Source organism: Sedimentibacter sp. B4 (genome assembly GCF_000309315.1).
Lineage (GTDB): Bacteria > Bacillota > Clostridia > Tissierellales > Sedimentibacteraceae > Sedimentibacter > Sedimentibacter saalensis.
The window spans coordinates 125079-150886 of the sequence record NZ_CANG01000038.1 but is presented as its reverse complement, the minus strand read 5'-3'; the positions used below and the strand labels follow the sequence as shown (position 1 = coordinate 150886).

Below are 25808 nucleotides of genomic sequence, written 5' to 3'. Positions count from 1 at the left end.
CAGGAGTACAAATGAAAAAGAACGATATAATCGAAGTAACAATAGAAGGAATGAATTTTCCGAACACCGGAAAAGTAACATTCCAAGGAAAAACAATAAAAATTAAAGGTGCTTTTCCCGGGCAAAAGGTCCTGGCTAAAATAAGCCGAACAAGAAAAGACAGCGCTGAAGCAAAAATAATTGAAGTTGTAGAGCCCGCTGATTATGAGCAAGAACCAATCTGCTCACATTTCAATGTCTGTGGCGGATGTGCGTACCAGAACATCCCTTATGAAAAGCAGCTTGAATTTAAAAAGGAACAGGTTAAGTCAATAATAGACAGCGTTATTGAAGAACCATATGAATTTCTTCCCATAGTCTCAAGCCCCAAACAAACGGAATACAGAAACAAAATGGAGTTTTCTTTTGGGGATGAAGTAAAGGATGGCCCTTTATCTTTGGGAATGCACAAAAAAAATAGTTTCCACAGCATAATAAGCACCAGAGGGTGCCAAATTGTCGATGAAGATTATCGACAGATTTTATGTCAAATTCTGGATTATTTCCAAGGAAATAGTAAAACATACTACCATAAAACATCAAAAATAGGCTTTTTAAGGTACTTGCTGGTGAGAAAGACAGAAAAAACAGGAGAGATTTTAATAAATCTTATCACCACAAGCCAGGGAACATTAAACGAGCAGGAATTTGTGGATTTAATTCTTGGCATGAACCTGAAGAGCAAGGTAAAATGCATTGCACATTCCATATTTGACGGTGTGGCGGATGTGGCAAGAGCAGAAGAAATGAAAATTCTTTATGGTGAAGACAAAATAACTGAAGAGCTTCTGGGACTTCATTTCAACATTTCATCATTTTCATTTTTCCAAACAAACTCACTGGGTGCAGAAAAATTATATTCAATTGCAAGAGATTTCATCGGCACCACAAAAGACAAAACAATTTTCGACCTTTATTCAGGAACAGGTACAATTGGTCAGATTTTAGCACCTACAGCCAAGAAGGTAATAGGAATAGAAATTGTAGAAGAAGCTGTAGAAAAGGCAAATGAAAATGCAAAATTAAACGGACTGGACAACTGCACATTCATTGCAGGAGACGTCTTGAAAAAAATTGATGAGCTCCAGGATAAACCGGATATAATAGTCCTTGATCCTCCAAGAGAAGGAATTCATCCAAAAGCAATTCAAAAAATAATAGACTACAAACCAGAAACTTTCATCTACATTTCATGCAAACCAACATCTCTGGTAAATGACCTTCCAGTCTTCATAGACAACGGCTACAAAGTAGTAAAAGTTCAGTGCGTAGATTTGTTTCCCCAGACGCCGCATGTGGAGACGGTCTGTCTGCTGGAAAGAAAATAGTGTATAAAATCAAGGGTTTCAGCTCATACTCAATCAGATATTCTCATGTGTTTCTAGTCTGTGGAAACAAAAATAGTACTTTCTGATAACCTATTCAAAGTGCGTTTTGCGAAAATGGTTGGACGATTTAACAAAAGATAAGTTATTGATGGATAGATTGCGTAGTAAGTAGAATGCTATATTAAAATGTTGAAAATGAGCTAATATAAAGTAACAGTGTAATTTTTTTAATGAAGCAATAAAGTTATTAATAAGGGGGAGTTGATTATGAAATATTTAGGATCATGCCTTTGTGGTGAAGTTACTTACGAAATAGAAGGAGATTTTGAAAAATTTTATCTTTGCCATTGTGAGCGATGTCGCAAAGATACAGGTTCAGCGCATGCAGCCAATCTGTTTTCTTCTACAGCCAAGCTAAGGTGGCTGTCTGGTCAAGAAAAATCTAAAACCTTTAATTTTCGTTCAGAAGGGCACATAAAAAGTTTTTGTACTAATTGTGGATCGGCTTTGCCAAATATACAAATGGATGGAAAATTACTGGTCGTTCCTGCAGGAAGTATTGATAGTGATATAAGCATAAAGCCGCAAGGACATATCTATTATGCAAACAAAGCAAATTGGGATAATGAGCTTGAGAAAGTACCAAAGTTTGAAGAACTCCCAAATGAATGAAAATAAGAATCGTTATTCCTCAGAAGCGTTTTGCATTTTGATAACAATTGATAAGAGATCATCAATAGAACCTGACACTTTAGTTTCAATGGGGGATAGGAAATAAGTATTTACCCCTGCAGACGTTGAATTTGTTAAATTGTATAAGGGTAATGTGATACTGCACGTGGAAACAGTTGGTCTTCTTGAACGAAAATAGCAGCAAAATCTAAGATTATAATATATAGTGTACATCAATAAAAATCTATAAGGTGGTTCATGGACCAGATCAAAACAAAAGAAGCTGCTGAAAAATGGGGTTTAACCGAACGCCGAGTACAAGTTTATTTAGGAAATGGAAAATACCTGGTGTTGCCCGTCTTGGTGGATTGGTGTATTATTACACTATCATTATCCAGTGTTAGGTCCTTTTCCGGAGCATACTTTAATGTTCTTGGATTATTTGGTGATTATCCTAATAATTAAATCGGCCTAATCTTATTGGAACTCAGATTCATTCAGTATGAACAGCAGTCCTACAGTATTGTGTATCATAGTGGTGTATATGATAAAAAAAGATAGATGGACAGATTTATCTGAGTTTTCGAGCAGTAAAAGAAGTTAAATAAGTGGATTTTATGAAAGGGTTATTTTATGAACTTTGATTTATTTACAACAATTAAAATCTATATGTTTGTAAATTACACTTGTACGTTAATATTGGGCCTTGCTTGGTATCGAATCAAGGATAAATATAGTGGTATTTTGCTCATTTTTATGGATTTCATATTCCAATCCATAGGTCTTACACTAGCAAGTCTTCAATCCGTTTTATCTCCGATTTATTCTGTCATTGTAGCTAATAGCTTCATGTATGTTGGTGCTATATTGCTTTTATTTGGTGTTGGAAAGTTTATGAACATAAAAATCCAAAATGTTCATTATATTTTCAGTAGTATACTCTTTATTTGCGTATATAGTATTTTTACTCTATTTTATCCTAACACCAGAATTAGGCTTATAGTGTTTACGCTTATGATTTTACCTGTTTTCATTCACACAATTTGCATCATTTTATTTAAAGCGGACAGAAAACATAGAAGGTTTGCGGTTCATGTAATGATAGCTCATACACTGCTAGTGTTGATTCACGGTTCAAGAGCTTATATTGGTTTGAGTAACTTTAGATTATTTGATTATAGTTATTTACTTCAAGGTGAGTCAATACTCATAATGATTAGTTTATTACTTATGGTTTATCTTACATTTTCAATAACCCAAATGATACATATGAAACTACTATACCAATTAGATCAATCAATCGACTATACAAGAGATCTTCTAGTAAAAACACAGCATCTCGCTAATACAGATAATCTAACAAAAATCTATAATCGAGGGAAAATTGAAGATATATTGAAAGAAGAAATAAATATTTATGAAATCTATGACCGATTGTTTTCTATTTTGATGATCGACATTGACCATTTTAAGCGATTTAATGACCAATATGGTCACGATTATGGAGATCAAGTAATCATTGAGGTTACTAGACTCTTACAACAGAATCTGCGTGCTACAGATTCAATAGGAAGATGGGGTGGTGAGGAATTTCTCATTGTTTTAAGAGATTCAAATTTACAGATAGCTCAATCGGTTGGACAAAAGCTTATAAACATAATAGGTGCTAAAACATTAGAATATGGTGAAATTAAAGAGAATATGACGATTAGTATAGGGTGTTCAGAAATGAAAGAATCATATACGATGAGCACACTTATTAAGAGTGCTGATATAGCATTATATGAAGCAAAACAGAACGGACGTAATCGGATCGAGATAAATTCATGAATTAGTGCAGAGAAGGAACTCAATCTTGCAAGTATCTGTAAACTATATTTTAAAATGCCTCTTGAAAAACATTTTAATCAACAAATAATCGTTCATAGACGCGATTTTGACTACCAACTTGATGACATTTAAGTGTAACATTTAATCTATCCTTCCGTTAAGGGGAAACAAGATTTAGATGACATCACTATTGTCTACTCAAGGCATGTAGAAACAATTGCATTTCTTACGAGGAGCGAAGGGACGAAGTAAGCAATGCAACAACGCCTATGGCAGTAATGCCCGGGAGGCCAAGAGAAGCGAAGGGCGAAGCGCTTAGCAAAATATCGGTAATATGGAGGAAAAAATGACTGAATTATTAGCTCCGGCAGGAAGTATGGAAGCTTTAAAAGCTGCAATTTCTAATGGTTGTGATGCAATATACTTAGGAATGCAAAAATTTGGTGCACGTGCATACTCATCTAATTTTGATTTTGAATCGTTAAAAGAGGCTGTTACGTATGCGCACCTGAGGAATGTTAAAATCTATGTAACAATGAACACCATCATTTTCGAAAACGAAATTGAAGATATGAAAGAGCAGATGGACGTGTTAAATGAAATCGGTGTTGATGGAATTATAGTCCAGGATCTGTCTGCCTTTGATTATATAGTTAAAAACTTTCTTGATATGGAAGCACATTGCTCAACTCAAATGGGAATAGACGATTTAGACGGGACTTTATTATTTAAAGAACTTGGTGCTAAAAGAGTTGTTCTGTCCCGTGAAGTTGAGATTGAAAAAGTAAAAGAGATAAGAAGAATAGCTAAAATACCTTTAGAAATTTTTGTTCACGGTGCTTTATGTGTATCATATTCTGGAAACTGTCTAATGTCTGGATTAATCGGCTATCGAAGCGGAAATCGCGGAAGATGTGTTGGTTCATGTCGTAAGGAGTATGAACTAATTGATAAGACAACAGATACGTCTTTAGGGAAAAACTATATTCTATCTACTAAGGACTTAAACACAGTCGATTATATCAATGATTTAAAAGAAATTGATTCTTTAAAAATAGAAGGTCGAATGAAAGAGCCTGCATATGTTGCTAATGTAGTATCAAAATATCGCATGGCCTTAGATAATAAAATAACCGAAGAAGATAAAGAAAATCTGAACAAAACATTCAATAGAACATTTACTAAAGGATATTTGTTTCACGAAGATAAGAAAGATATTACAAACATCTTAAGACCTAATAACTTTGGTTATGAAATTGGAAGAATTAGCAAGATTGTTAAAGACATGTATGAAATAACACTTACACGTACTTTAAATCAAAACGATACAATCAGAATAAGTCATAACAATGAAGATGTTAATTTAACTGTTGTAAAACTGTACGATAAAGATGGCAATTTAATCAACAAAGCAGATGATGTCTGCTATATAAAACTCAAAGAAAAGATGTCTAAGGGTGATTTAGTATATATAACGAAGGATTATTTCTATTACAAAGAATTAGAATCATCACTGGAAAAAGAATTTAAACGGTTTAACCTAGATATTAGAGTGTATGCATATCCAGATTCAAAGCTTATCATAGATGGGTCGGGCTTAGGCTTTAATTATTTATATGAAAGCGAGGAAATACTAGGGGTCGCAATTAATAATCCAACAACAAAAGAGCAGTTAATAAAGCAATTTTCAAGATTAAATGATACTATATTTGAACTTAATCATGTAGATTTTGAGGAAAGCAATGCATTTATTCCTGCTAAACTGTTGAATTCAGCAAGAAGAGATATTGTACAGGGCTTATATGACTTAAAGCTTAACAGCCATAAGAAAAGAACCAAAACAGTAAAAGCAAAAGAAAAAATAAGCTTTGCCCCTCAAAATCCATACCTTACGGCCTCTGTAACGACTAAGGAACAGTATGATGCTTGCGCTAGCTGTGGAATTAAGGAAATCTATTTTGAGAACATTATTAGGAGAAACCAGAACGATTATAAGGAAAAAGAAGGTCAGTTACTAATCGGAGGATATGGCGGAATTTATCACTACAGAAAGACTAATCCTTTTGTTACGGACTATTCTCTAAATGTTGTTAATTCTGCCAGTTGCTATGAATTATATAGATTGGGTGCTGCGCGAGTAACTTTATCTTATGAATTGAATAAGAGACAAATTGAAGATTTAATTAATGCCTATTGTGAAGAAAATGACGGCCATCCTGCACTAGAAATGATTGTATATGGTAAGGCTCCTTTGATGTTTACAAAATATTGTCCGCTGAAAAAAATGAATCAATGCGGTATTTGCAAAACAAAGAGCTATGAGTTAAAAGATGAGCAAGGAACGTTCCCTATCATTTCTCATGATGATTGTACAACGACTATCCTTAATGGGAAGACGCTTAATCTTTTAGATGAGCTACAAAGCATAAAAGGAATCGAGGCATTCAGATTAAACTTCACAGTTGAATCAAACGAGCAGGTTGTGAAAACCATTAATAAGGCTTTAAGCAAATTAAATGGCAGAGTGGATAAAGCTGTCTTTAACCAGGAAACAGACACAAGAGGACATTTTAATAAAGAGATTTTGTAGGAAAATACTAATTACTATAATAAATTAATTTTAACATGTCAATTAGCGGCTCTGAAGAGAGTCGCTTTTTTCAGTGTTATCGGTTTATTCAGGAGGTCTTCCCTCATACATAATAGACAGTCCCACGTAGACTCTACCCCAGTTTCTTTGTGTCTCAGTCCATTTTTTAGGAGCTTCAAAGGTTGCTAGGTAAAGGGCTTTCAACAGGCGATATTCATTCTGCCTCTTGGTCAAAAAAATGACCACTCAGTTCAAAATTATTGAAAAAGAAAAAGAATACAGCTACAATGATAAATCGAATTCAATCTAAAGAACGAAGAGGATGGTTAGTGTGATAGTAAAATTGAATTTATGATTTTTATTTTATGGATTCCTTGTGTTAATCAAGTCATGGATGGTTCCTAATGATTTGAGATTATGAGGTTTAAATCGAAAATCGTCCCTTGTGGGACTTATAACAAGAAAAGGAGAGCGTAAGAATGAACAGAAAGAAGCAATTATTAGCATGGATACTTGCCTTTGTAATGGTATGGATTCAGCTGCCGGCAGTAGAAGTCTTTGCAACAACTTATGACTTTAGTGATATTAAACAAGGTGATAGTTATAATTGTGGTTATGTTGTGCCAGGGGATAAACTATTGACGAACAATGAAAGTGTAAAAATTTTTTATTTTTGGTATGAAGTAGATGAATGGAATGCAATAGCGGATATTAGGGATATAAATACCCCAATTTTAAGCATAGAGGATATTCCAGCGGCGGCAACAGCTTACCAGGAAAAGATAGATTCGGGGTATAATTTTCTTAATTGGGAAATTTTTGTCATATTCAGATCGGGCGACGAGTTTGAGTTTCAATTAGAACCCAATTGGGTAAAACGTGTAACATCAATAGATATAAGCAGTCAAGCGTTACCTGACGTTACCAGCAGTGAGACCTTATACAAGTGTTTTCAAATGACAGCAACGGCTTCTCCAGACGATGCATATAATAAGGCAGTGGCTTGGGCAGTATATGATAGTCATGGTCATGAAACAGATAAGGCTACCCTTACAGACGATCCAAGTACCGGTGCCAAAATTCTTAAAGTTAAGGAAGCAGGAGAGTACCGTGTAAGAGCTTTAGCAGAAGATGGATTTGGCACATTTAAAGATTTTGCAATTAATGTTGAAGACATACCTGTAACTGGTGTAGAGGTAAGTTCTGAAAATAATGCTACAACTGTTATGAATGGCAGTACCTTAAATATGAGTTCAGAGATTACACCGGAAAATGCAACCAATAAAAACGTTACATGGAGTGTAACACCAGGAACAGGAAATGCAACCATAGATAATGATGGTGTGCTCACAGCAACAGCAGTAGGCACAGTAACTGTAACAGCAACATCTGTGTCAAATAATACTGTATATGGAACGAAAGATATAGAGATAACACCACAATTGATAGCTGTAAGTGGCATAGTGGTAAATTCAGCCAATGATGCAACCAGTATTGTAAATGGCGGCACCTTAAATATGAGTGCAACGATTACACCGGAAAATGCAACCACTAAAAGTGTTACATGGAGTGTAACACCAGGAACAGGAAATGCAACCATAGATAATAATGGTGTGCTTACTGCAACAGCAATAGGTGCAGTAACCGTAACAGCAATATCTGTGTCAAATCCTAATATATATGGAACTAAAATAATTACAATCACTGCACCGGCAGACAATGATGATGATGACAGCACAGGCGGCAGCAGTTCACAATCAAAACCGGTGGATCCTTTTCAAGCATTATCAGCAGCAGATAGAATGGATATAGTAAACAATTTAAAAGAATATTTGCCTTATACACTTCTAGAATGTAAAGGGTTAACAGTAGAAATGTTTGATACACTAACAGACCATAAGTTTACAATAGAATATCTTAAAACCTTAGTAAATAATCCTGAGCTCATGAAGAAAACTTTTGGTATAGATGTTAAGGCTATGATAAAGTATGTTTCCCTAGAACCTGTAAAAAATCCAAACTTTAAGGATATAACTAGCCACTGGGCAAAAGATAATATAATTAAAGCAGCTAATGAAGGCTTTGCATCAGGCCTTCCGGAGGGTATATTTGCACCAGATCAAGCATTACAGTCAGCGGATACATTAACATTTTTAAATAGAATTCTACTTAAAAACGACAGTACCTACAATAAACTTCCAAGAAGTACCGTAGATAAATATTTAAAAGACAAAGACCACTGGGCATATTATTATATGGCTTCTATATGCGCTAAGTTAGATGAAAAGACAGTTGAAACGATTATGGAACTTGAAGAGCAACCGATTACTCGTGAATTATTGGCACAAATATTGTTTGAATTGACAAAAGACTACCTTGAGCCCATAAAGGGACAAGAATTTGGTATGAAGGATATTGATGAATCTCAGTATAAAGAGGCTATAGAGTTTTGCTTAAGTACAGGATTATTATACGGTACTGGTGATGATACTATGTCACCAAAGAAAGTATTAACTAGAGCTGAGATGATGACGATATTAACAAGATTAGATGCTAAATTAAGTCGATAAAGCTTTAGAGAGAAAGGATTGTAAACTTTATTTACTCTCTAGCCTACAGTCCTTTCTCTTAAATACATAGTTTTACTCTAACCTAAGAAGGTGACAAGATGTATATCAAAAAACTATTTAAATATGTTTTATTATATGGCTTGGTTTTGGGTATAGGGCTTTTGCTTTTGGTGCTGTCTACCCTTATACCTAGATTAAGCATACAAAAAAAGTCAGAAGCTTCAGCCGTGTATCTTAACGAACAATCACTGTTTACGCCTATACTAAATGGACAAAAATCGACTATGGTAGATAACTATGCGGATACCATCAGTCTAAGTATTGCTTATAGTTTGGATGAAAAACAACCGTTAAAGTCGGCTTTGGAGACAAATTACTACAATGAGCCTACTTTAAATGTTAATGAAGCTTATAAACTATCGGTTATGGAACAAAAAAAGGGCAATACACCTTATACCCGTTACTGGCATGGTAGCATAATATTTATCAAGATTTTATTAATGTTTTTAGATATTAGAGGCATTCGACTACTTGGCGCAATTGTTATAACAGGGCTTATTGTAGGTTTGAGTTGGTTATTGTACAAAAATCATCACAAGATTTTGCTGCTGTCTTTTGTCATTGGTATGGTATTTGTGGGAGTGTGGGTAGTTCCTTTTTCTATAGAGTATACAAGTACTTTTATCATTATGATGATATTTCTCATTGCAATAATGCTCTCTGAAGAAAAAACAATTGAGCAGTTGTTCCCTGCTTTTTTCCTTATAGGTAGCATAACATGTTTTTTTGATTTTTTAACAACAGAGACATTGACATTTACTGTCCCAATTCTTTTTTTGTTATGTTTAAGCTTTGAAAAAGGGGAGTTAACAGATTTTAAAAAGGGGTGTATTCTTACCCTAAAGTCAGGAGTATTGTGGGTTCTAGGTTATGGAATTATGTGGCTTTCAAAATGGGGCATAAGTAGTTTAGTACTTGGAAGAAATACTTTCATAGAAGCCTTTGAGCAGGCTGAGCTTAGAATGATAGGCGAGGCGACAGGTGGGGGTGTGCAACAACTATTAGGTGCATTGTTTAGAAATATAGCCCTACTGTTTCCTATGCAGTTTGGTAAAACTTATAGGCAAGTATTTCTTTTATTTATAGGAATATGGTTTGTGCTTTCTTGTTTATGGATTTTTTATGGAGGAAAGATTAAAAAACAGTGGTTTTTAAAACTACTGCTTTTAATAGGGCTGATACCTTATGTTCGTTATGTTGTGCTAAGCAATCATAGTTACCTTCATTACTTTTTTACTTATAGGGCACAGCTAGTATCTGTAATAGCAGTAAGTTACTATTTTTTATTTTGTTTAGATAAAACCTTGACTTTTAAATTTTTGAAGCATTAGAAACTATTTGTAGATTACAAGTAAACCTACAATCAAGAAGAATAAGATAGTAAAGAAATAAGGAGATGTGTATGGAACTTACAATATTAATGCCTTGTCTAAATGAAAGACAGACATTGGGACTGTGTATACAGCAGGCACAGAAGTTTATCAAAGACAATAAACTTTCGGCGGAGATACTTATTGCAGATAATGGCAGTACCGATGGCTCACAGCAACTGGCACAAGATTTAGGTGCAAGAGTGGTACACGTGCTTTTAAAAGGATATGGGAATGCCTTAAGAGGGGGAATTGAATCAGCCAGAGGCAAATACATTATCATGGGAGACTGTGATATGAGCTATGATTTTCTACATCTGGAGCCTTTTTTAGAAGCCTTAAGAGCAAGTAACGACTTTGTTATAGGCAACAGGTTTAGTGGTGGTATTAAAAAGGGTGCTATGCCAATACTTCATCGTTACTTTGGAGTGCCTTTGCTATCTTATATAGGAAGAATGGTTTATAAAGTGCCTGTTGGAGATTTTCACTGTGGGCTAAGAGGTTTTAACAGGAAAGCTATTCTTGAACTAAAACTAGAAACCGAGGGCATGGAGTTTGCAACAGAAATGATAGGGGCTTTTGCTAGAAGTCCCTATAAGATTAAGGTAATACCGACAGTACTTAGTAAAGACGGTAGAAACAGTAGGTCTCATATTCGAACCTTTAGGGATGGATGGAGACATTTGACTTTAATGTTAAGGGATATTAAACATTAGAGAGTTAAAAATCTTAGAAACTCTCCGGGCAAATCTGAGGCAAAGAAAGAGTATTAAAAATAATAACGTATTATACGAAAAGATTCACTTTAATATTATACTCCTAAATAAATATAAAAAAGAGCAGGATGTTTTAACACTACTGCTCAACTGATTAATTTTCTTATAAATTCATCAATACAATATTTAAAGTAACTTAATTAGCTCTTCTAATTTTTTAGATAAAGTTTTCGCAAGCTCAAAATCAGTGTTTTTTAAAGCTATTGCTATTTCTGTTTCCACAGATTTTTTCTTTTGTTCAATTTCTAAATAGTCTTTATCAAAATGTTTTGCATAAATCATCTGTCTGAATTTTCTCATGCTCATTTTTCTAATTGTCTTATCTTCAACCATTAAAACATAATCCATACAGTTTACTATAAAGTTGTAATCATGAGAAATCATCAGAATTGCACCGTTATAATTTTGTATGGCCTTTTCAAGTGCTATTTGTGAATAGGTGTCCAAATGGCTTGTGGGTTCATCAAGAAGCAGCATGTTAGCGTTACTAGCTGAAACTTTGGCCAATTGCAGTATATTTTTTTCTCCGCCAGATAAGGAACCTATCTTTTGATCAATTAGTTTATCATTAAAACAATAGTTTGAAAGATATGATTTGATTTCTTGATAAGTTTCAAATCCAACATCTGCAAACTCTTCAAGTATTGTATTTCTTTCGTTTAGTATTTCTCCTTGATTTTGAGATAAATAAGCAACTTTAACGCCACTATTTATTTCAATGGAATCATTATCATTTTTATAGATATCTTTTAATAAAGTTGTTTTTCCTGTACCGTTCGGACCAATAAGTGCTACCTTATCAGTAGATTTAATCTCAAAATTGACATTTTCTAAAAGTGTTTCATCAAAAGCAACACTGTAATCATTAACTTTTAAAGCAATGTCTCCTTCGATTTTGTTATCAGTAGCTAGACGGATATCCGGCTGTTTAATATCTACGAAAGGCGCTTTAATCCTACGTTCCATTAATCGTTGTTGAATTTTAACTCTAGCTTTTAAAGCTCTTCCTTTAGAAGAATCAGAAAGTTCAGTTGCAATAAATCTTAATTTATTGATTAAAAGCTCGTTTCTCTTGATTTCTTCATCATCAGCAGCAGCAAGCTCTTGTAACTCAATTTTAGTTTGCAGTAATGAGAAGTTATAATCAATATATGTTCCATCAAATTCCTGAAGTTCCATGTTTTCAAGGTGTAAAATTTTATTAAAACAATGATTCAATAGATATCTGTTGTGAGTAATAACTAAAATTGTTTCCTTGTGAGAATTAATTAGGTTTTTAAGCGAATTAATATTTTCAAAGTCTAAAAACACATCCGGTTCATCCATAATTATTAAGTCAGGACGATTAAGCATTTCCTTAATAACTTGAACAAGTTTAAATTCGCCACCACTAAGCTCAGATATCATTAGACCCTTATGATTACTTAAGTCTGCAAGATTTAGTTTTTTATTAATGTTGCTTTCAAATTCATCTCCATTAATTGCATCAAACGCGTCTTGTGCTTGTTGGTACTTTTCTAGCAAAGTATCTATATCCGATGATGTTTCCATTTCAGCACAAATGGATGTTATTTCATTTTGTAGATTAATAAATTTTTCGCCTATATATTCAAAAACAGTAGTTTCTTTTGGTTTGTCTAGTTGTGAGAACTGACTTACATACCCAATTCTACAGTTTGGGTCTATTTCTAACTTTCCATCAAACATATATTTCTCTGGATCCATAATTATATCTATCAGTGTGCTTTTTCCACTTCCACTTGTGCCTATAAAAGCGCAATGCTGACCATCTTCTAATGTAAATGAAATCTTATTATATAGATTTTTTTGTGGAAATGAGTAGGACAAGTTTTCAACTTTTATCATATTATTACCTTTCTTTATCATCTAAAAAAGAGCTTATAAAAATAAGTTCTTCAATATATAATCTTCCCAATTGCAATTTTGTAATTCATTATAATGCAGTTATGATGTTTTTTGTTTACCGTGGATAGCATAACATTTTTTATGACAAAATTCAATCATTTCATATTAAAACTTTTCATGTCAAAAATAAAATAAAAAATAAGGAGAATATATGAGTAAGGTTCTTTATATCAAGGCAAATGCAAATTAGATCGAAAAATAACCACTTGTGCAGATTTTTGACCGCTTGTTCATAACACCTTGAAAATTGCATGATAAAATGATACTTTTAAAAAACTATCAAACTATTTTGGAATAGATTTGGTAGTAATTTTTGTTAAATAAAAAAAGGGGGAGACGAATGTTGCATTATGCGAAACTTTCTTGGATTAATTGGGGCGTCTTCTGTCATACGCACAATTACGGGAAGCAGTAGCATGTTGCCTTCTGCTTTCAAAGGAAGGAAAAATATTATGAGGAAAAATACTTTAACAAAACAAATCTTAAGTATCTTGTTATGCTTTTGCATGGCAATGGGTCAGTTTCCGATATCAGTGCTGGCAGCTGAAGGACCCTCAGAGGTCATTATTGGTGGTGTTACAGTAAATAGCAATGACTGGTATGCTACGACTGATTCAAGTGGAAATGTCATTACTGAGGGGGCAAGTGCTGATAACTGGAATATCCACGTTATATTTGCTAGCGCTGACAGCACAACTGGTGCAGCTATTACACTTAAAAATGCAATAATTAAGAACACTGGAGATGCAACTACTCATGCAATCAAAGCATATAATTGCGATTTAGATATTGCATTAGAGGGTACAGCAAATCAAGTAGGAACCAATGAAACTTCTTATGGCAATGCAATATTCATGTCAACCGGCAACAATGTGACAATAACCGGTGAAGGAGACCTTACTCTAAAGGGCAATTACGGCATTAATGTCAACGGTCTAGGAGAAGTGAACATTAATACCACAGGCAATTTGAACATAGCTTCTACCTGGCAGATGGTCAGTACCGGTGGAAGACTTTTAGTAACTGCAAAAAGCATTGAAGCAGAGGGATATTATTTTTACGCAAATACCGCATCTCTTACTGCTACAGACGGCGATATTCACTCCACTGGCAGTGGTCAATATGGTATTCAAACAGGCGGCAATGTCACTGTTGCTGCTCCAAATGGTGCAATTTTTGTGAAGGGAAAAGAATACGCTATTCATGCCACGGATTATTCTGTCAATGTTTCTGCAAAGAACGATGTAACACTGACTGGAACAGTACAGAGTAAGGAGGCTTCTGTCACCTCAGAGACAGGCAACTTAACCATCAACGGTTATTATAAGGCCATTGAAGGCGCTCGAACCTCAGTTGCGCTGTCTGCACCGTCAGGAGATATGCTTCTGAATTCAATTAGTAACAGCATCATAGCAGGAAGTAATAATTACACCCTTGCCATCACAGCAGGTAAAAAGTTAGAGGCAAAGGGCCCATATGGAATAGAGAGCTACGGAACCGCAACCATCAAGGCGAATAAGGTGTATGTAACAAACACCACCACTGGATATACTTTCAATGGTGGGGCACTGACGATTACGAACCCTAGCGGAGGTAATTGCTCTGAAGTATATGTTTCAGGAGGACATAACGGCAGGGATGTTATTAATTCATATGGAGATGTGAACATTAAGGCAGATAAGGTTATGATTATAGCAGGCCCCAATGCCGCACATGCTATCTACGGCTTAAATGTGAACAGTGACATCACGGTCTCTATAGGAGACTCGGGATTAATTGTAGGGGCAATTAATTTAAAAGGCACCAATGCTATTTCTACGGGTATGCTACGTGCAGAAAAGAACGGCGATGATGCATCTTATGGCTTGAACCTGAGTACCAATACCCCATCACAAAGTACATATTACAAGGCGGGGGACGGCTATGTGCTATTCACACCTGCCGCAGGAGAAATTTCGGCTACATTGCTTTTGCATAATGCAACCATTATCAATGTTACACCACCTATCAATTTCGCAATCGGAATGGAAAATGAGGGTATTGCATTGCCCACAGGTAATATTATCCTAGAGGTTGAAGGAACAAATAGTATTAAGTCATCCAATGGTGATGGCATAGGTTACTTGGGGAGTCACGTTACTCTGACTGGAAGCGGTGTCCTGACTGTAGACGGCGCAGCAGGTGACATCATGCTTGATGACGGTTCCTTTTCCTTTGCAGATGGTGCTGATGTGACCCTGAACAGTGTAGTATCGGTAAGAAATGATAATACATCTCAAAATACTGATACTGTTTACGGAAATATGACAGTCATGCCAGGTTTTAGTAGTCTGTACAGAGATGCTATAATTGCCGAAGGTGCAATTGTGACCATACCCGAGGGAAGAAATTTTTGGATGGATGAAACGGACTCCATAGCCATTAACGGACAGATTGTAAATAATGGTACAATAGTTCTGCCTTACAATTACACTATTCAGCAAATTAAGGCTTTAAATCTTACAGGAACTATATGGCTGCACGATAGCGTAGAAAATAAATATAGAATTTTTGTCAATAACAATATTTATGCCTATGGCGGAAAGGTGGACTATGATTTAACTATTTCTGAGCCGCCAACTGAAGCAACTTATTATGAAACAAGCAACGGATATTTTATCTTTACGCCTTCATCGGGAGAAACACAAGCTAAGCTGAGTTTGCACAATGTGGAAATTTATGGGGAGTTTACTCTGCCAGAGATTCCGTTGACAGTTTATTTAGAAGGTGAAAATACAATAGGTACAATAAATGCACCTGCTTCTGTAATAATTGAAGGCAGTGGCATATTAAATGCTAACATTTTTAATAACAGAAATGAGAATGCTAACTTGACTGTTAATAGTGGTGCAACACTTAACACAATGTATAATAAAACAGTAGATATGATTACAACTAATACAATTTATGGTAACTACATATTGAGCGAAGATGCTAGATTTTATGTAAGTCCATCCAATAAGTGGGTGCTGTTATCAGGTGCAGTTTTCACACTTAAGGAATATGGAAATCTGGAGTTTCACAGTGGTGCAACACTTGATGATTTATTAATCGGTGATGGTGCATCTATTATTAACAACAACTATATAACACTGCCAATTGGTACTACAGAGGAGCAAATTGAAGCATTACCTTTATCAGGCTCAGGTGTGGTGAGGGTAACAACAGCATATGATAACCATGGATACCCTGAAACGTGGGAAACCTATACAAATGACGGAATAGCATTGAAGGTTGTTACTGGTGATATTGATTTATCAGGTGCTGAAGACCATAGTAATGCAACATTAGAAAATGACGGCTATGAATGGGATGTAGAAAGTAAGACTCTGAAGCTTGGTAATGCATATATTTCTGGAAATATAATATTACCTGCCGGAACTGTTATAGACAATATATCAAATAGCATTATAAGTGGTATATTAGATGGAAAAGAAGGTGAAGCGTGTGATATACGCATCATAGGCTCTGCATCACTAATGGTTAATGGTATTCATGGCGGGGGAACGAACGGAGATACAATAACTATATCAGATGGAGCAAATGTCACTGTTAATGGTCAAATTAATATAGGTGCTAGTGGTGGTGTGGATGGTACACTGAATGTTTTAGGTAATGGAACAGTGGTGAATGTTATAAATTCTTATGGATCTGCAGTTTATTGTGATACTGTAAATATTTATGATGGAGCATCATTAATAGCCAGTTCAAAAGACTCAGTTGGTGTGTTTGCTCAAACTGGTGTGAGCGTTAGAGGTGGCTCAAGCCTCACTACAAATTGTGAATATGGTGTATATATTATTGATGGTAAGCTAGAGGTAGAAACCGGAAGCAAGTTAATTACAAACGGTTCAGTGGCTCCATTTTGTATAGTAGATAAAACTGGCTTAAAAGAACAAAGTGATGTTATTTCTTTGCCAGGCATTCCTGATGGAAGAGAGATTACTTCTGTACTTGGTATTGACAGTGGGTACGGACAATATCGATATTGGAGCCTTGTATCAACCGGCGGCAGCTTGAGCGTATCAGACGAAAATAATGAACCTGTTACATTACTGGGTGCCTTTATCGGACCTGCTACGTTCCAAAGTAATTTAGCAGAATCTGAGATTGCTGTTTTAGGTACATATACATACAATGGAACAGCTCATATTCCTGCTAAAGAAAATGTGATTGTGACTTTGGATTCTGGCAGCCATATAGTTGACAGCAGCAATTATGACATAACTGCTTCTAATAATATTAACGCTGGTGAAGCAACAGTAACTGTTACTGCAAAAAATAGCAGCAATTATGCTGGAACAAAGAGCACAACTTTTACAATAAATAACTCAAGCAGTAATTCTGGAGGAAGTAATCAAAGCATTAGCTATAAATTGACTTTTGAAACAAATGGTGGTTCAAAGATTTCTGATGTTTCTAAGTCTTCAGTAACAGTAATTAATTTAAGTGAATATAAATCGACTAGAGCAGGTTTTGAATTTAATGGATGGTATAACGATGAAGCGTTAACTTATAAGGTTGCAGAAATTAACCTTAATAAAAACACCACAGTATATGCTAAGTGGGTTGAGATACCTAAAGAGGAAACAAATCCTTTTATAGATGTAGCTGAGAATTCATATTATCATGATGCGGTTATGTGGGCGGTTCAAGAAGGTATCACAAGCGGTACTGGCCCTAATACATTTAGCCCTGAAATGATTACTACGAGAGCTCAGATGGTTACTTTCTTATGGAGAACAGTTGGAAAGCCTGAGACAAAATTAACTAATTCTAATTTTTGTGATGTGGATAAAGATTCTTATTATTACAAGGCTGTTCTTTGGGCAGAGGAAAATGGTGTGACTGAAGGAACAAGTGTTACTAAATTTTCACCGGAAGATAAGGTGACTCGAGGACAGGTAGTGAGCTTTTTATGGCGTTTGGATGGTAGGCATGAATCTACATATGCAAATCCATATATTGATATCAACGATGGTACGTATTATTACGATGCGATATTATGGGCAGTGGAAAAGGGCATTACCTATGGCACTTCCGAAGTAAATTATAGTCCGGATGACCCATGTTTGCGTGCACATATTGTAACATTTTTATATCGCCAACTTGCAGATTAAATTATAAATAGTTAATCTCCATGGCGTAGTTCAAAAAAACGAGACAAAAATGCCATAAATGCGAATTTTGTCTCGTTTTTTTGCCGTTTTTATAAATTACAAAGTTTACTTCTTGCGTTCCTTTACAGAGGTCATCAATAAACTTCTAAAAATTAAGCTTTTAAGAATATAAACCCTGCGGAGAAAATATTATTGTCATGAGTAAATATAGCTGTTCCATTATATTTTTTTATAACGGAAAGGATTGACTTCATACCAAAACCGTGACCATCTTTTTGAGAAATGGGAATACCCTTACCATCAAATGAAATTTTTTCTGCAAAGTAGTTTTCAACAAAAATTACCAATTGATTTTGCTCATATCTTGAGTTGATTTTAATTGTTCGCCTTTCTTCCGGCTGAGATAAGCTGGCATTTACTGCATTGTCCAGTATATTGGCATATAAAATAGCAATATCATTTTCATCGAAAGGCAATTCCTTTGGTAAAGATATTTCATATTCCAGTTTAATATGGGAAGAAATGGCCTTATGCGCATAGATAGAAATTGCAGAATTTACAATTTGATTTTGACAGAACTTTACAGTACCTATAGACAATAATTGGGTATTCAGCTTTTTTAACATTTCAAGAGCCTTATCATTTTCATTCTCTGAAATTAAGGAGAAAAGCATTTGTGACTGGTGTCTTATATCATGGCGTATAATTCTTATTTTTTCTTCCTTTTCTTCAAGCAAATAAGCACTGTCAGAAATTGCTTTGATTTGCAGATTCAATAATTCATTTTCGTTTTTAACTCTGATTTTTTCATCTAGTTCTTCAAAATCAATGTTGATGCATTTCCATGACGCAATTACGGTAATGGACATGAATACTCTTGCGAAAAATTGCTGCCATGTGGAAATCCACGCACCATCCATAGTAGTGATCATATTTCCGAAAAGTGTAAAGCAAGGCACCAACCAAATCCATTTCCAGTAATAATGCTTTTCCTCGCCAATTCGGAGCAAAAATGAATTTTTTAAAATTTTATAAAGTGGATAGGAGCATAAAAGAAAAAGTGATAAAAAGCCAAGGCTTTGAATTTGAAATTGTATGTTTAATGGAATATTTGAAAAATACATGTTGGTGAACAACGCAGCAAAAGAATGAAGAAACAAGGAATAGACGCTTTGTACAGATAAAATAAAAATATGTTTAAAAAGCTGATTTGGAATTATTATGCAGTTGATTATAAAATAGCAAAAACCACCACAGCATATAATAAACTTATAACCTTTGGGAGTTATTATGAAATTTGAGAAAATAAGAAATAATGCAGCAAATTGAACCATAAAAAAAGCAGAGTATGAAAGAACTAAAAGTCTTTTCTGCCTGTTGGATAGAATTGTATGAAAAGGGATGTATCTGAGAAAAACTCCTGTCAGCCAAATAACGGAGACCAAAATGCTATTTATTATAAAACTCATCAGACATTCCTCTTTCCTAAGAAATATTTCATATATTGATTAAGCACCATTTGTTTTTTTCTTCGGCTAATTGGAAGCCTTTCATTATTTTTTAACAAAAAGTTATCTTCGTCATAATTTTGTATATAATCCATGTTTATAATAAGGTTTCTGTAGCATTCCAAAAAACGAGTATCATTTAATAACTCCTGTGAATAATCTAAATACTTACCGGACACTTCAAAAGTTTTTTCTAAAAGATGAAAATATAGCTTGCGATTGTTTACTTCAAAATACAAAATTTCCTTAAATGGACAGAAAACTTCAGATCCGTTTAAAAATATAGTTAGGCCAGAAAATTGCAAAGATAATTGTTTCATCACATAATCCATAGCATTACAAAATGCAAAGGAGGACTCCTTTAAAGGTTTTGTTACATAACCTTTGGCATGGACCTCATAGCTTTCGGGATAATGCTCCTCACTGCTTGTAAAAAATATAATATGACAATTTTCATCTGTTAAGGAAACTTGTCTGGCTATATCAATTCCGGTTAAAGATTTCATATAAATATCCAAAAATAAAATATCATATATTCCCTTTATGTAAGACTTTAAAAAATCCTCTCCGCTATGGTATTCATCATAAAAAATCTGTATGTTCTCATATTCTTTTCTCCGAATAAAATACTCTTTTGCAAGAGTAATAGCAGCTTTTCGGTCTTGGGAATTATCATCAATTACTGCAATTCTCACGTTTTAACCCCTGTTCACACCATTATCTGACAAAATTATACCAAAAAATTACAATAATCTCAAGATTTTTGTCAACCGGTGAGGACTATGTACCATTCACTCCATTTTTAATATTACTTGTTATTATGTTAAAAATAAGAATAAAGTGGTAATATTGTAAAATAATCAAAAAATAATATAATGTTTTTAGGCTGCCACCTCAAAAATTATTTGATAATACGAATACTATTGGAATCGTATCCTGGGTGTGCGAAGTTATTACTGATTAAAATTAATTCTGAGGAGATGAAGTAGTGGGTAAAAGAGTTGTTGGTTTATTAATGATGATTTTTACATTTATAATGGCAAGTATAATCCCTGCTTATGCAGCAAATGTATCAGCAAGTGTCACGGTGACACTCCCGACATTTAATGTTGCACTTAACAGTGTGAACATGGATAACCGTTATAATAAATATCCTTTGATAGTGTACAAGGATATCACTTATTTTCCAATGACATATAGTGATTGCAGGTTTCTGGGGTTGGAATCCAGCTGGAGGGGGAATCAAGAAGGCTTATTGATAGATGCGACAGATATAACAGCTGCATATTGTCCTTATAGCACAAAGGAAAGAAATAATAGCAGCTATAAAGCAACGATTCCTACATTTCCGATTAAGATAAATGGAAAGTTAATCGACAACAGTAAGGAAGAATATCCAATACTAATATTTCGTGATATTACATATTTCCCAATCACTTGGAAGTTTGCCGTTGATGAGTTTGGCTGGGATTACAGTTTTGATTTGAATAACGGCCTGTCTATAAATTCTAATAACATACATTTGCTTCAGAGCACAGTTCCCAATGACAGAGCGAAGGATACGGAAGTAATGGCAATAGCAGATGGATATGTGTATTATGTAGGCGTAAATGGAACGATTATGCAATCAAAAATCGTTTCCTCAAATAATATTGAATCTAATGGTGGTATGAACGAGGCACCAACAAGTAAAGTTATATATCAACTTCCTTTTAACAGTCTAGGGGATGGTAAAACATATGTCTTGCCCTGGTTATATTCTGAAGATGGAAATGCTTATCTTACATTTCATAATGGCGGGGCGACAATGGGGACGGATTATCTGTTTCGCCTAAACAGCGATGGGGCAACGTTGATCAGTAATTCAAGAAACGTACTTAAGTCTTTCAATGACAAGGAGTTCCAGTGGTGGGTAGGTCCTGCACCGGGTCCCGGAAATTTATACATGAAAACCCCAAACACAATTGATTCTGCTGATCTAACTTATCCTGGCTGGGAAAAAATTGGATCTATGGATTACCTCTATGGCTGGTACTGGAATATAAACGATATGCCCGGCACTGAGAGAATAAGTGAAGGCGGAACTGGATCGAGGGACTGTTATCTTATTGGCGATGATTTATATATCCTTGGGTTTGATACAAGAGCAGCTGCTGATTATATAAAAAATGGCGGTATCAAGACTACAACCGGTCTGTATCAGGTGAATATTAAGACTAATGAAACGAGAAGAATAACTGACCAAGAAGTTACAGGTTTCAAGGCAGAGGGAGATTATATTTACTATCACAATAGATATGTTGAACTCTTCAAGTATAAAATATCTGAAAAGATTGAATATCCAATACAGACAAAACTGGAGAGGGGCAATAATTTTATTGAGCGGTTTGAAGTTCTTGGAGGTCATATATATTTTGAAAGCGGAGTGGATCATGGATTATATGATTCCAGTTATGAGAATATAGGATGGGGCGTGCGCGAATTAAAGTTGACAGGGTCTGATAAGGAATATGTTGTTTGCACTCTCTCAGGTGATAATGAGTTGACTGATAGAATTATACTTTTTGATAATACCGGTAAAAAAGTATTTAGATCTTCAGATGATTCATATTCCATAACGGTCGAAGGCAACAAAGTTTACTATTTCAATAAAGGCACCAACACAATATGTATAGGAGACTTAAGTACAGAATTTAAATAATTGTATGCCCCGTATCCCTATGACTATGGAACAGACTGTGAAAATGCGGTAGCCATTGTTCGTCAAGTGGTTGTTGATTTTATTAATATGAATATTGATGATAAGTTTTCGTTGGAATGGAAAACAGAGGATAAACTTTTTTCATGTGTAATCAATGCTGACAAAGAGTTATTGAAACGTGCGGTAGCTAATCTAATCCAAAATAGTATTTATCACAATGAAAATGGGTGTACGATTTATGTTTCTGTTGAGGACAAAGATAGGGATTGTGTCATCTGTATTGAGGATAGCGGTGTAGGTGTTACCGATGAACAGCTAAAAATGTTAAATATTGCACCACATTACATTGTATGTGATACAAATACAATAGAGCAACATCACGGTTTAGGGTTGCTTATTGTTAAACAAATCGTAAACGTACATAATGGAAAAATCAAAATAGAGCATCCCTCTAATCCTCACTGAACATACAATAATCCACATATAGAAAGAAATAAACTACAACAGGAACAAGGAAAATTGGAAATAAAAGCTTATTCTCGTGAACAAAATGAAGCGAAGAAAAAATTCCAATATAGCCCTTTTTCTTTTAGAGTGTAAGAATATTTTATTTTCAATCTCATATATTAGTTTACTGCAATATAATCTGGGTATAGGTTATTGGTAAGCATATAAGTAGTGGAGGTTTTATAATGAATTGTGAATATGAGCTTTATGATCCATCATGGTGCCCCGGTTGTGGCAACTATATGATAAGGACTGCGTTAAAAACAGCTTTAGAGGAATTAGAAATAAAACCGCATGAAGCAGTGATTGTATCAGGTATTGGTCAAGCGGCAAAAATGCCTCATTATATAAAAATAAATGGGTTTAACGGATTACATGGCAGGGCCATGCCTCCGGCTATCGGCATTAAATTATCAAACAAAAACTTAAAGGTTATAGTAGAGTCAGGGGATGGAGATACCTATGGAGAAGGTGGAAATCATTTTATCCATGGAATAAGGAGAAACATAGACATAGCCCATTTTGTTCATGATAATCAAATATATGGATTGACTAAAGGGCAGGCATCTCCAACAACAGCCATGGGTCAAAAGACTACATTACAATTTGATGGTGTCAAAGTAGAGCCGGTAAAACCTTTGGCATTAGCACTTACAATGGGTGCAGGATTTGTTGCGAGAGGATTCTCAGGTGATATTCCTCATCTTGTTAGTTTAATGAAGGAAGCCATTAATTACAAAGGATATGCATTAATAGATATATTTCAGCCTTGTGTTGTTTGGAACAAGGTTAACACATTTCAATGGTATAAGAATAAAGTTTATCATTTACCGGATGACTATGACTATACTAACGCAAAAATAGCAATGGAAAAAGCATTGGAGTTTGATGACAGAATTCCTATAGGTATCCTATATAAAGTTGAAAAGGAAGACTATGGAGATAAGTTTGAGTTCATTAATAATGGCCCAGCACTTGTTGATAGAGAACTTAATCCACTTGATGCTGAAAAATTAATGGATGAATTTAAATAAGGATATTAACGATTGGTTTGGAGGTACTTAATTGGATTATAGTTTATTAATTGGTGGAGCTGCAGGTCAAGGTTTAGATACTTCCGCTAATATATTAGAAAAAATATTAAAGAGGTCCGGGTTTTATGTTTTTACTTACAGGGACTATATGTCTATGGTAAGAGGAGGACATAATTTTACTCAAATTAGATTTTCTGATAAGGAGATTAGTTCTTTTACAGAAGAAGTAAATATAATATTGGCTTTAAATAAAGAGACAATAGAAGTTCATAAAGACAAATTAAAATATGATGGGAATATTATATGCGGTGAAGAGATAGCAACCGGCGAGAATATAATATCTCTTCCTATTGAAAAAGCAGCATCAAATATTAATCCAAAAGTATATAATACTATTGGATTAGGTGCTATATTAAAATATTTTGGACTTCCGATTAAATTAGCAGAAGATGTATTGAATGAAGAATTTAAAGAAAAAACAGCCCAAGATAATATAGCTGCTATCAATGAAGGATATAAGCTTATAGATACTAAATGCAAGTTGGTACTGAAGAAAGAAAATAATATTATAATCAATGGAAATAAGGCGCTATCCCTTGGAGCAATTGCTGCAGGGTGCAAATACTATTGCGGATATCCAATGACGCCTTCTACCAGCATTTTAGGCTATTTTTCTTCTAAATCAGAGGAGGTTGAGATTGCAGTAGACCAAGTTGAAGATGAGGTAGCAGCTCTAAATATGGCATTAGGAGCATCTTATGCAGGAGTTAGAGCTATGACCGGTTCATCCGGCGGAGGATTTGCGCTGATGGTTGAAGCATTGAGCTTTGCAGGAATAGGGGAGTTTCCTGTCGTAATAGTAAACGCACAAAGATCAGGTCCTGCTACCGGAATGTCTACCAGGACAGAACAAAGTGATCTTCGGTTTATAATACATGCAGGCCATGGAGAATTTCCACGAATGGTAATAGCATTAAGGGACCCCGAGGATGCGTTTTACCAGACATCAAGGGCTTTCAATATAGCAGAAAAATATCAGATTCCGGTAATAATATTGACAGATTTATATTTAGCAGAGTATACAAAGACTTCTCCGCCATTTGATTTTTCTAAAATTAAAATAGAAAGAAATCTTTGCAGAGAAGATGACTTAATTAATAGTGAATATAAAAGATATAAAATAACTGAAAGTGGTGTATCTCCCAGGATGATTCCTGGAAAAATTCCTGGTGAAGTAGTGTTGATAGATAGTCATGAACATGATGAATATGGTCATATTACAGAAGATCCAAAGCTAAGAACTGAAATGGTACTTAAGAGAATGAGAAAATCTGAAGGATTAAAGGAAGAGGTAGAAGAGCCGTGGTTTATAGGAGAAGAAAATCCTGAAAACCTGATTGTGTGCTGGGGTTCAACCTATGGCTCAGTAAAAGAAGCTGTATATAGATTAAACGTCGAAGGATTCTCAATTGGAGCTTTAGTATTTGGTGATATATGGCCGTTTCCAAAGAAAAAGATTCTAAATTTGGGTAAAAGCGCAAAGAATATAATAGACATAGAGCAAAATGCTACCGGTCAACTAAATAGCATTATAAAAGAAGAAACACCATATGAGTCAAATTTTAAAATATTGAAATTTGACGGTAGACCTTTTAGTGGAGATGAAATATATAGACGATTAAAGAATGAGGTTTTAAATTAAGGAGAAAGATGTGAATGAATATTTGACTTGTCAGAG

At 34.7% G+C, this 25808-nt stretch carries 15 protein-coding genes and 2 pseudogenes; 13 read left to right on the top strand and 4 right to left on the bottom strand.

Annotation, left to right across the window (positions count from 1 at the left end):
• Positions 1-11 precede the first annotated feature (11 nt).
• The 5 genes from rlmD to BN358_RS07850 all read left to right on the top strand — a co-directional run bounded on the left by rlmD (position 12) and on the right by BN358_RS07850 (position 6459).
• A complete protein-coding gene (rlmD, locus tag BN358_RS07870; RefSeq protein WP_019228682.1) occupies positions 12-1367 on the top strand; it encodes a 23S rRNA (uracil(1939)-C(5))-methyltransferase RlmD in 1356 nt (451 codons plus the stop codon).
• 267 nt (positions 1368-1634) lie between these two features.
• Entirely contained in the window at positions 1635-2039 is a 405-nt protein-coding gene (locus BN358_RS07865; RefSeq protein ID WP_019228681.1) for a GFA family protein, read from the top strand.
• A gap of 258 nt (positions 2040-2297) precedes the next feature.
• Positions 2298-2504: a hypothetical protein gene (locus BN358_RS07860; RefSeq protein WP_019228680.1), complete on the top strand. Its 207-nt coding sequence runs from the start codon at positions 2298-2300 to the stop codon at positions 2502-2504.
• A gap of 168 nt (positions 2505-2672) precedes the next feature.
• The gene (locus BN358_RS07855) at positions 2673-3869 is read left to right on the top strand and encodes a GGDEF domain-containing protein (RefSeq protein ID WP_019228679.1); all 1197 of its coding nucleotides are present in this window, start codon (positions 2673-2675) and stop codon (positions 3867-3869) included.
• 346 nt (positions 3870-4215) lie between these two features.
• Positions 4216-6459, top strand: a complete 2244-nt coding sequence (locus BN358_RS07850; protein ID WP_019228678.1) for a U32 family peptidase — start codon at positions 4216-4218, stop codon at positions 6457-6459.
• A gap of 84 nt (positions 6460-6543) precedes the next feature.
• On the opposite strand, the pseudogene BN358_RS27475 reads toward BN358_RS07850, so the two are convergent.
• Positions 6544-6666, bottom strand: a pseudogene (locus BN358_RS27475) (IS256 family transposase); the annotation flags it as partial.
• 272 nt (positions 6667-6938) lie between these two features.
• On the opposite strand from BN358_RS27475, the gene BN358_RS07845 reads away from it, so the two are divergent.
• From BN358_RS07845 to BN358_RS07835, 3 genes are all read left to right on the top strand, one after another.
• Positions 6939-9029 (top strand): Ig-like domain-containing protein, encoded by a 2091-nt coding sequence (locus BN358_RS07845; RefSeq protein WP_019228677.1) that lies wholly within the window; start codon positions 6939-6941, stop codon positions 9027-9029.
• A gap of 98 nt (positions 9030-9127) precedes the next feature.
• Positions 9128-10420: a hypothetical protein gene (locus tag BN358_RS07840; protein ID WP_019228676.1), complete on the top strand. Its 1293-nt coding sequence runs from the start codon at positions 9128-9130 to the stop codon at positions 10418-10420.
• 71 nt (positions 10421-10491) lie between these two features.
• Positions 10492-11175 carry a glycosyltransferase family 2 protein gene (locus tag BN358_RS07835; RefSeq protein ID WP_019228675.1) on the top strand — a complete coding sequence of 228 codons (684 nt, stop codon included), beginning with the start codon at positions 10492-10494 and terminating at the stop codon, positions 11173-11175.
• A 186-nt stretch (positions 11176-11361) separates the two neighbouring features.
• Here BN358_RS07835 and BN358_RS07830 read toward each other — a convergent pair whose 3' ends face one another.
• The gene (locus BN358_RS07830) at positions 11362-13101 is read right to left on the bottom strand and encodes an ABC-F family ATP-binding cassette domain-containing protein (RefSeq protein WP_019228674.1); all 1740 of its coding nucleotides are present in this window, start codon (positions 13099-13101) and stop codon (positions 11362-11364) included.
• A 476-nt stretch (positions 13102-13577) separates the two neighbouring features.
• On the opposite strand from BN358_RS07830, the gene BN358_RS07825 reads away from it, so the two are divergent.
• Positions 13578-18320: an S-layer homology domain-containing protein gene (locus BN358_RS07825; RefSeq protein WP_019228673.1), complete on the top strand. Its 4743-nt coding sequence runs from the start codon at positions 13578-13580 to the stop codon at positions 18318-18320.
• A gap of 152 nt (positions 18321-18472) precedes the next feature.
• On the opposite strand, the gene BN358_RS07820 is transcribed toward BN358_RS07825, so the two are convergent.
• A complete protein-coding gene (locus BN358_RS07820) occupies positions 18473-19789 on the bottom strand; it encodes an ATP-binding protein (RefSeq protein WP_019228672.1) in 1317 nt (438 codons plus the stop codon).
• On the bottom strand, positions 19789-20523 hold the full coding sequence (locus BN358_RS07815) for a LytTR family DNA-binding domain-containing protein (protein WP_019228671.1): 735 nt from the start codon (positions 20521-20523) through the stop codon (positions 19789-19791). Before BN358_RS07815 ends, BN358_RS07820 begins: the two co-directional genes overlap by 1 nt.
• A 293-nt stretch (positions 20524-20816) precedes the next feature.
• Here BN358_RS07815 and BN358_RS22290 point away from each other — a divergent pair, with 293 nt between their 5' ends.
• From BN358_RS22290 to BN358_RS07795, 4 genes and pseudogenes are all read left to right on the top strand, one after another.
• The gene (locus tag BN358_RS22290; RefSeq protein WP_019228670.1) at positions 20817-22529 is read left to right on the top strand and encodes a hypothetical protein; all 1713 of its coding nucleotides are present in this window, start codon (positions 20817-20819) and stop codon (positions 22527-22529) included.
• A gap of 39 nt (positions 22530-22568) precedes the next feature.
• Positions 22569-22994 (top strand): annotated as a pseudogene (locus BN358_RS07805) (sensor histidine kinase); the annotation flags it as partial.
• A 227-nt stretch (positions 22995-23221) separates the two neighbouring features.
• Positions 23222-24070, top strand: a complete 849-nt coding sequence (locus tag BN358_RS07800) for a 2-oxoacid:ferredoxin oxidoreductase subunit beta (protein WP_019228668.1) — start codon at positions 23222-23224, stop codon at positions 24068-24070.
• Positions 24071-24101: 31 nt separating this feature from the next.
• Positions 24102-25772 (top strand): 2-oxoacid:acceptor oxidoreductase subunit alpha, encoded by a 1671-nt coding sequence (locus BN358_RS07795; RefSeq protein ID WP_019228667.1) that lies wholly within the window; start codon positions 24102-24104, stop codon positions 25770-25772.
• The last annotated feature ends 36 nt before the right edge of the window (positions 25773-25808 follow it).

Bases quoted from the DNA above. Each gene is read 5' to 3' on its own strand.
- rlmD (WP_019228682.1), top strand. From the start codon at position 12: ATGAAAAAGAACGATATAATCGAAGTAACAATAGAAGGAATGAATTTT.
- BN358_RS07865 (WP_019228681.1), top strand. From the start codon at position 1,635: ATGAAATATTTAGGATCATGCCTTTGTGGTGAAGTTACTTACGAAATA.
- BN358_RS07860 (WP_019228680.1), top strand. From the start codon at position 2,298: ATGGACCAGATCAAAACAAAAGAAGCTGCTGAAAAATGGGGTTTAACC.
- BN358_RS07855 (WP_019228679.1), top strand. From the start codon at position 2,673: ATGAACTTTGATTTATTTACAACAATTAAAATCTATATGTTTGTAAAT.
- BN358_RS07850 (WP_019228678.1), top strand. From the start codon at position 4,216: ATGACTGAATTATTAGCTCCGGCAGGAAGTATGGAAGCTTTAAAAGCT.
- BN358_RS07845 (WP_019228677.1), top strand. From the start codon at position 6,939: ATGAACAGAAAGAAGCAATTATTAGCATGGATACTTGCCTTTGTAATG.
- BN358_RS07840 (WP_019228676.1), top strand. From the start codon at position 9,128: ATGTATATCAAAAAACTATTTAAATATGTTTTATTATATGGCTTGGTT.
- BN358_RS07835 (WP_019228675.1), top strand. From the start codon at position 10,492: ATGGAACTTACAATATTAATGCCTTGTCTAAATGAAAGACAGACATTG.
- BN358_RS07830 (WP_019228674.1), bottom strand. From the start codon at position 13,101: ATGATAAAAGTTGAAAACTTGTCCTACTCATTTCCACAAAAAAATCTA.
- BN358_RS07825 (WP_019228673.1), top strand. From the start codon at position 13,578: ATGTTGCCTTCTGCTTTCAAAGGAAGGAAAAATATTATGAGGAAAAAT.
- BN358_RS07820 (WP_019228672.1), bottom strand. From the start codon at position 19,789: ATGAGTTTTATAATAAATAGCATTTTGGTCTCCGTTATTTGGCTGACA.
- BN358_RS07800 (WP_019228668.1), top strand. From the start codon at position 23,222: ATGAATTGTGAATATGAGCTTTATGATCCATCATGGTGCCCCGGTTGT.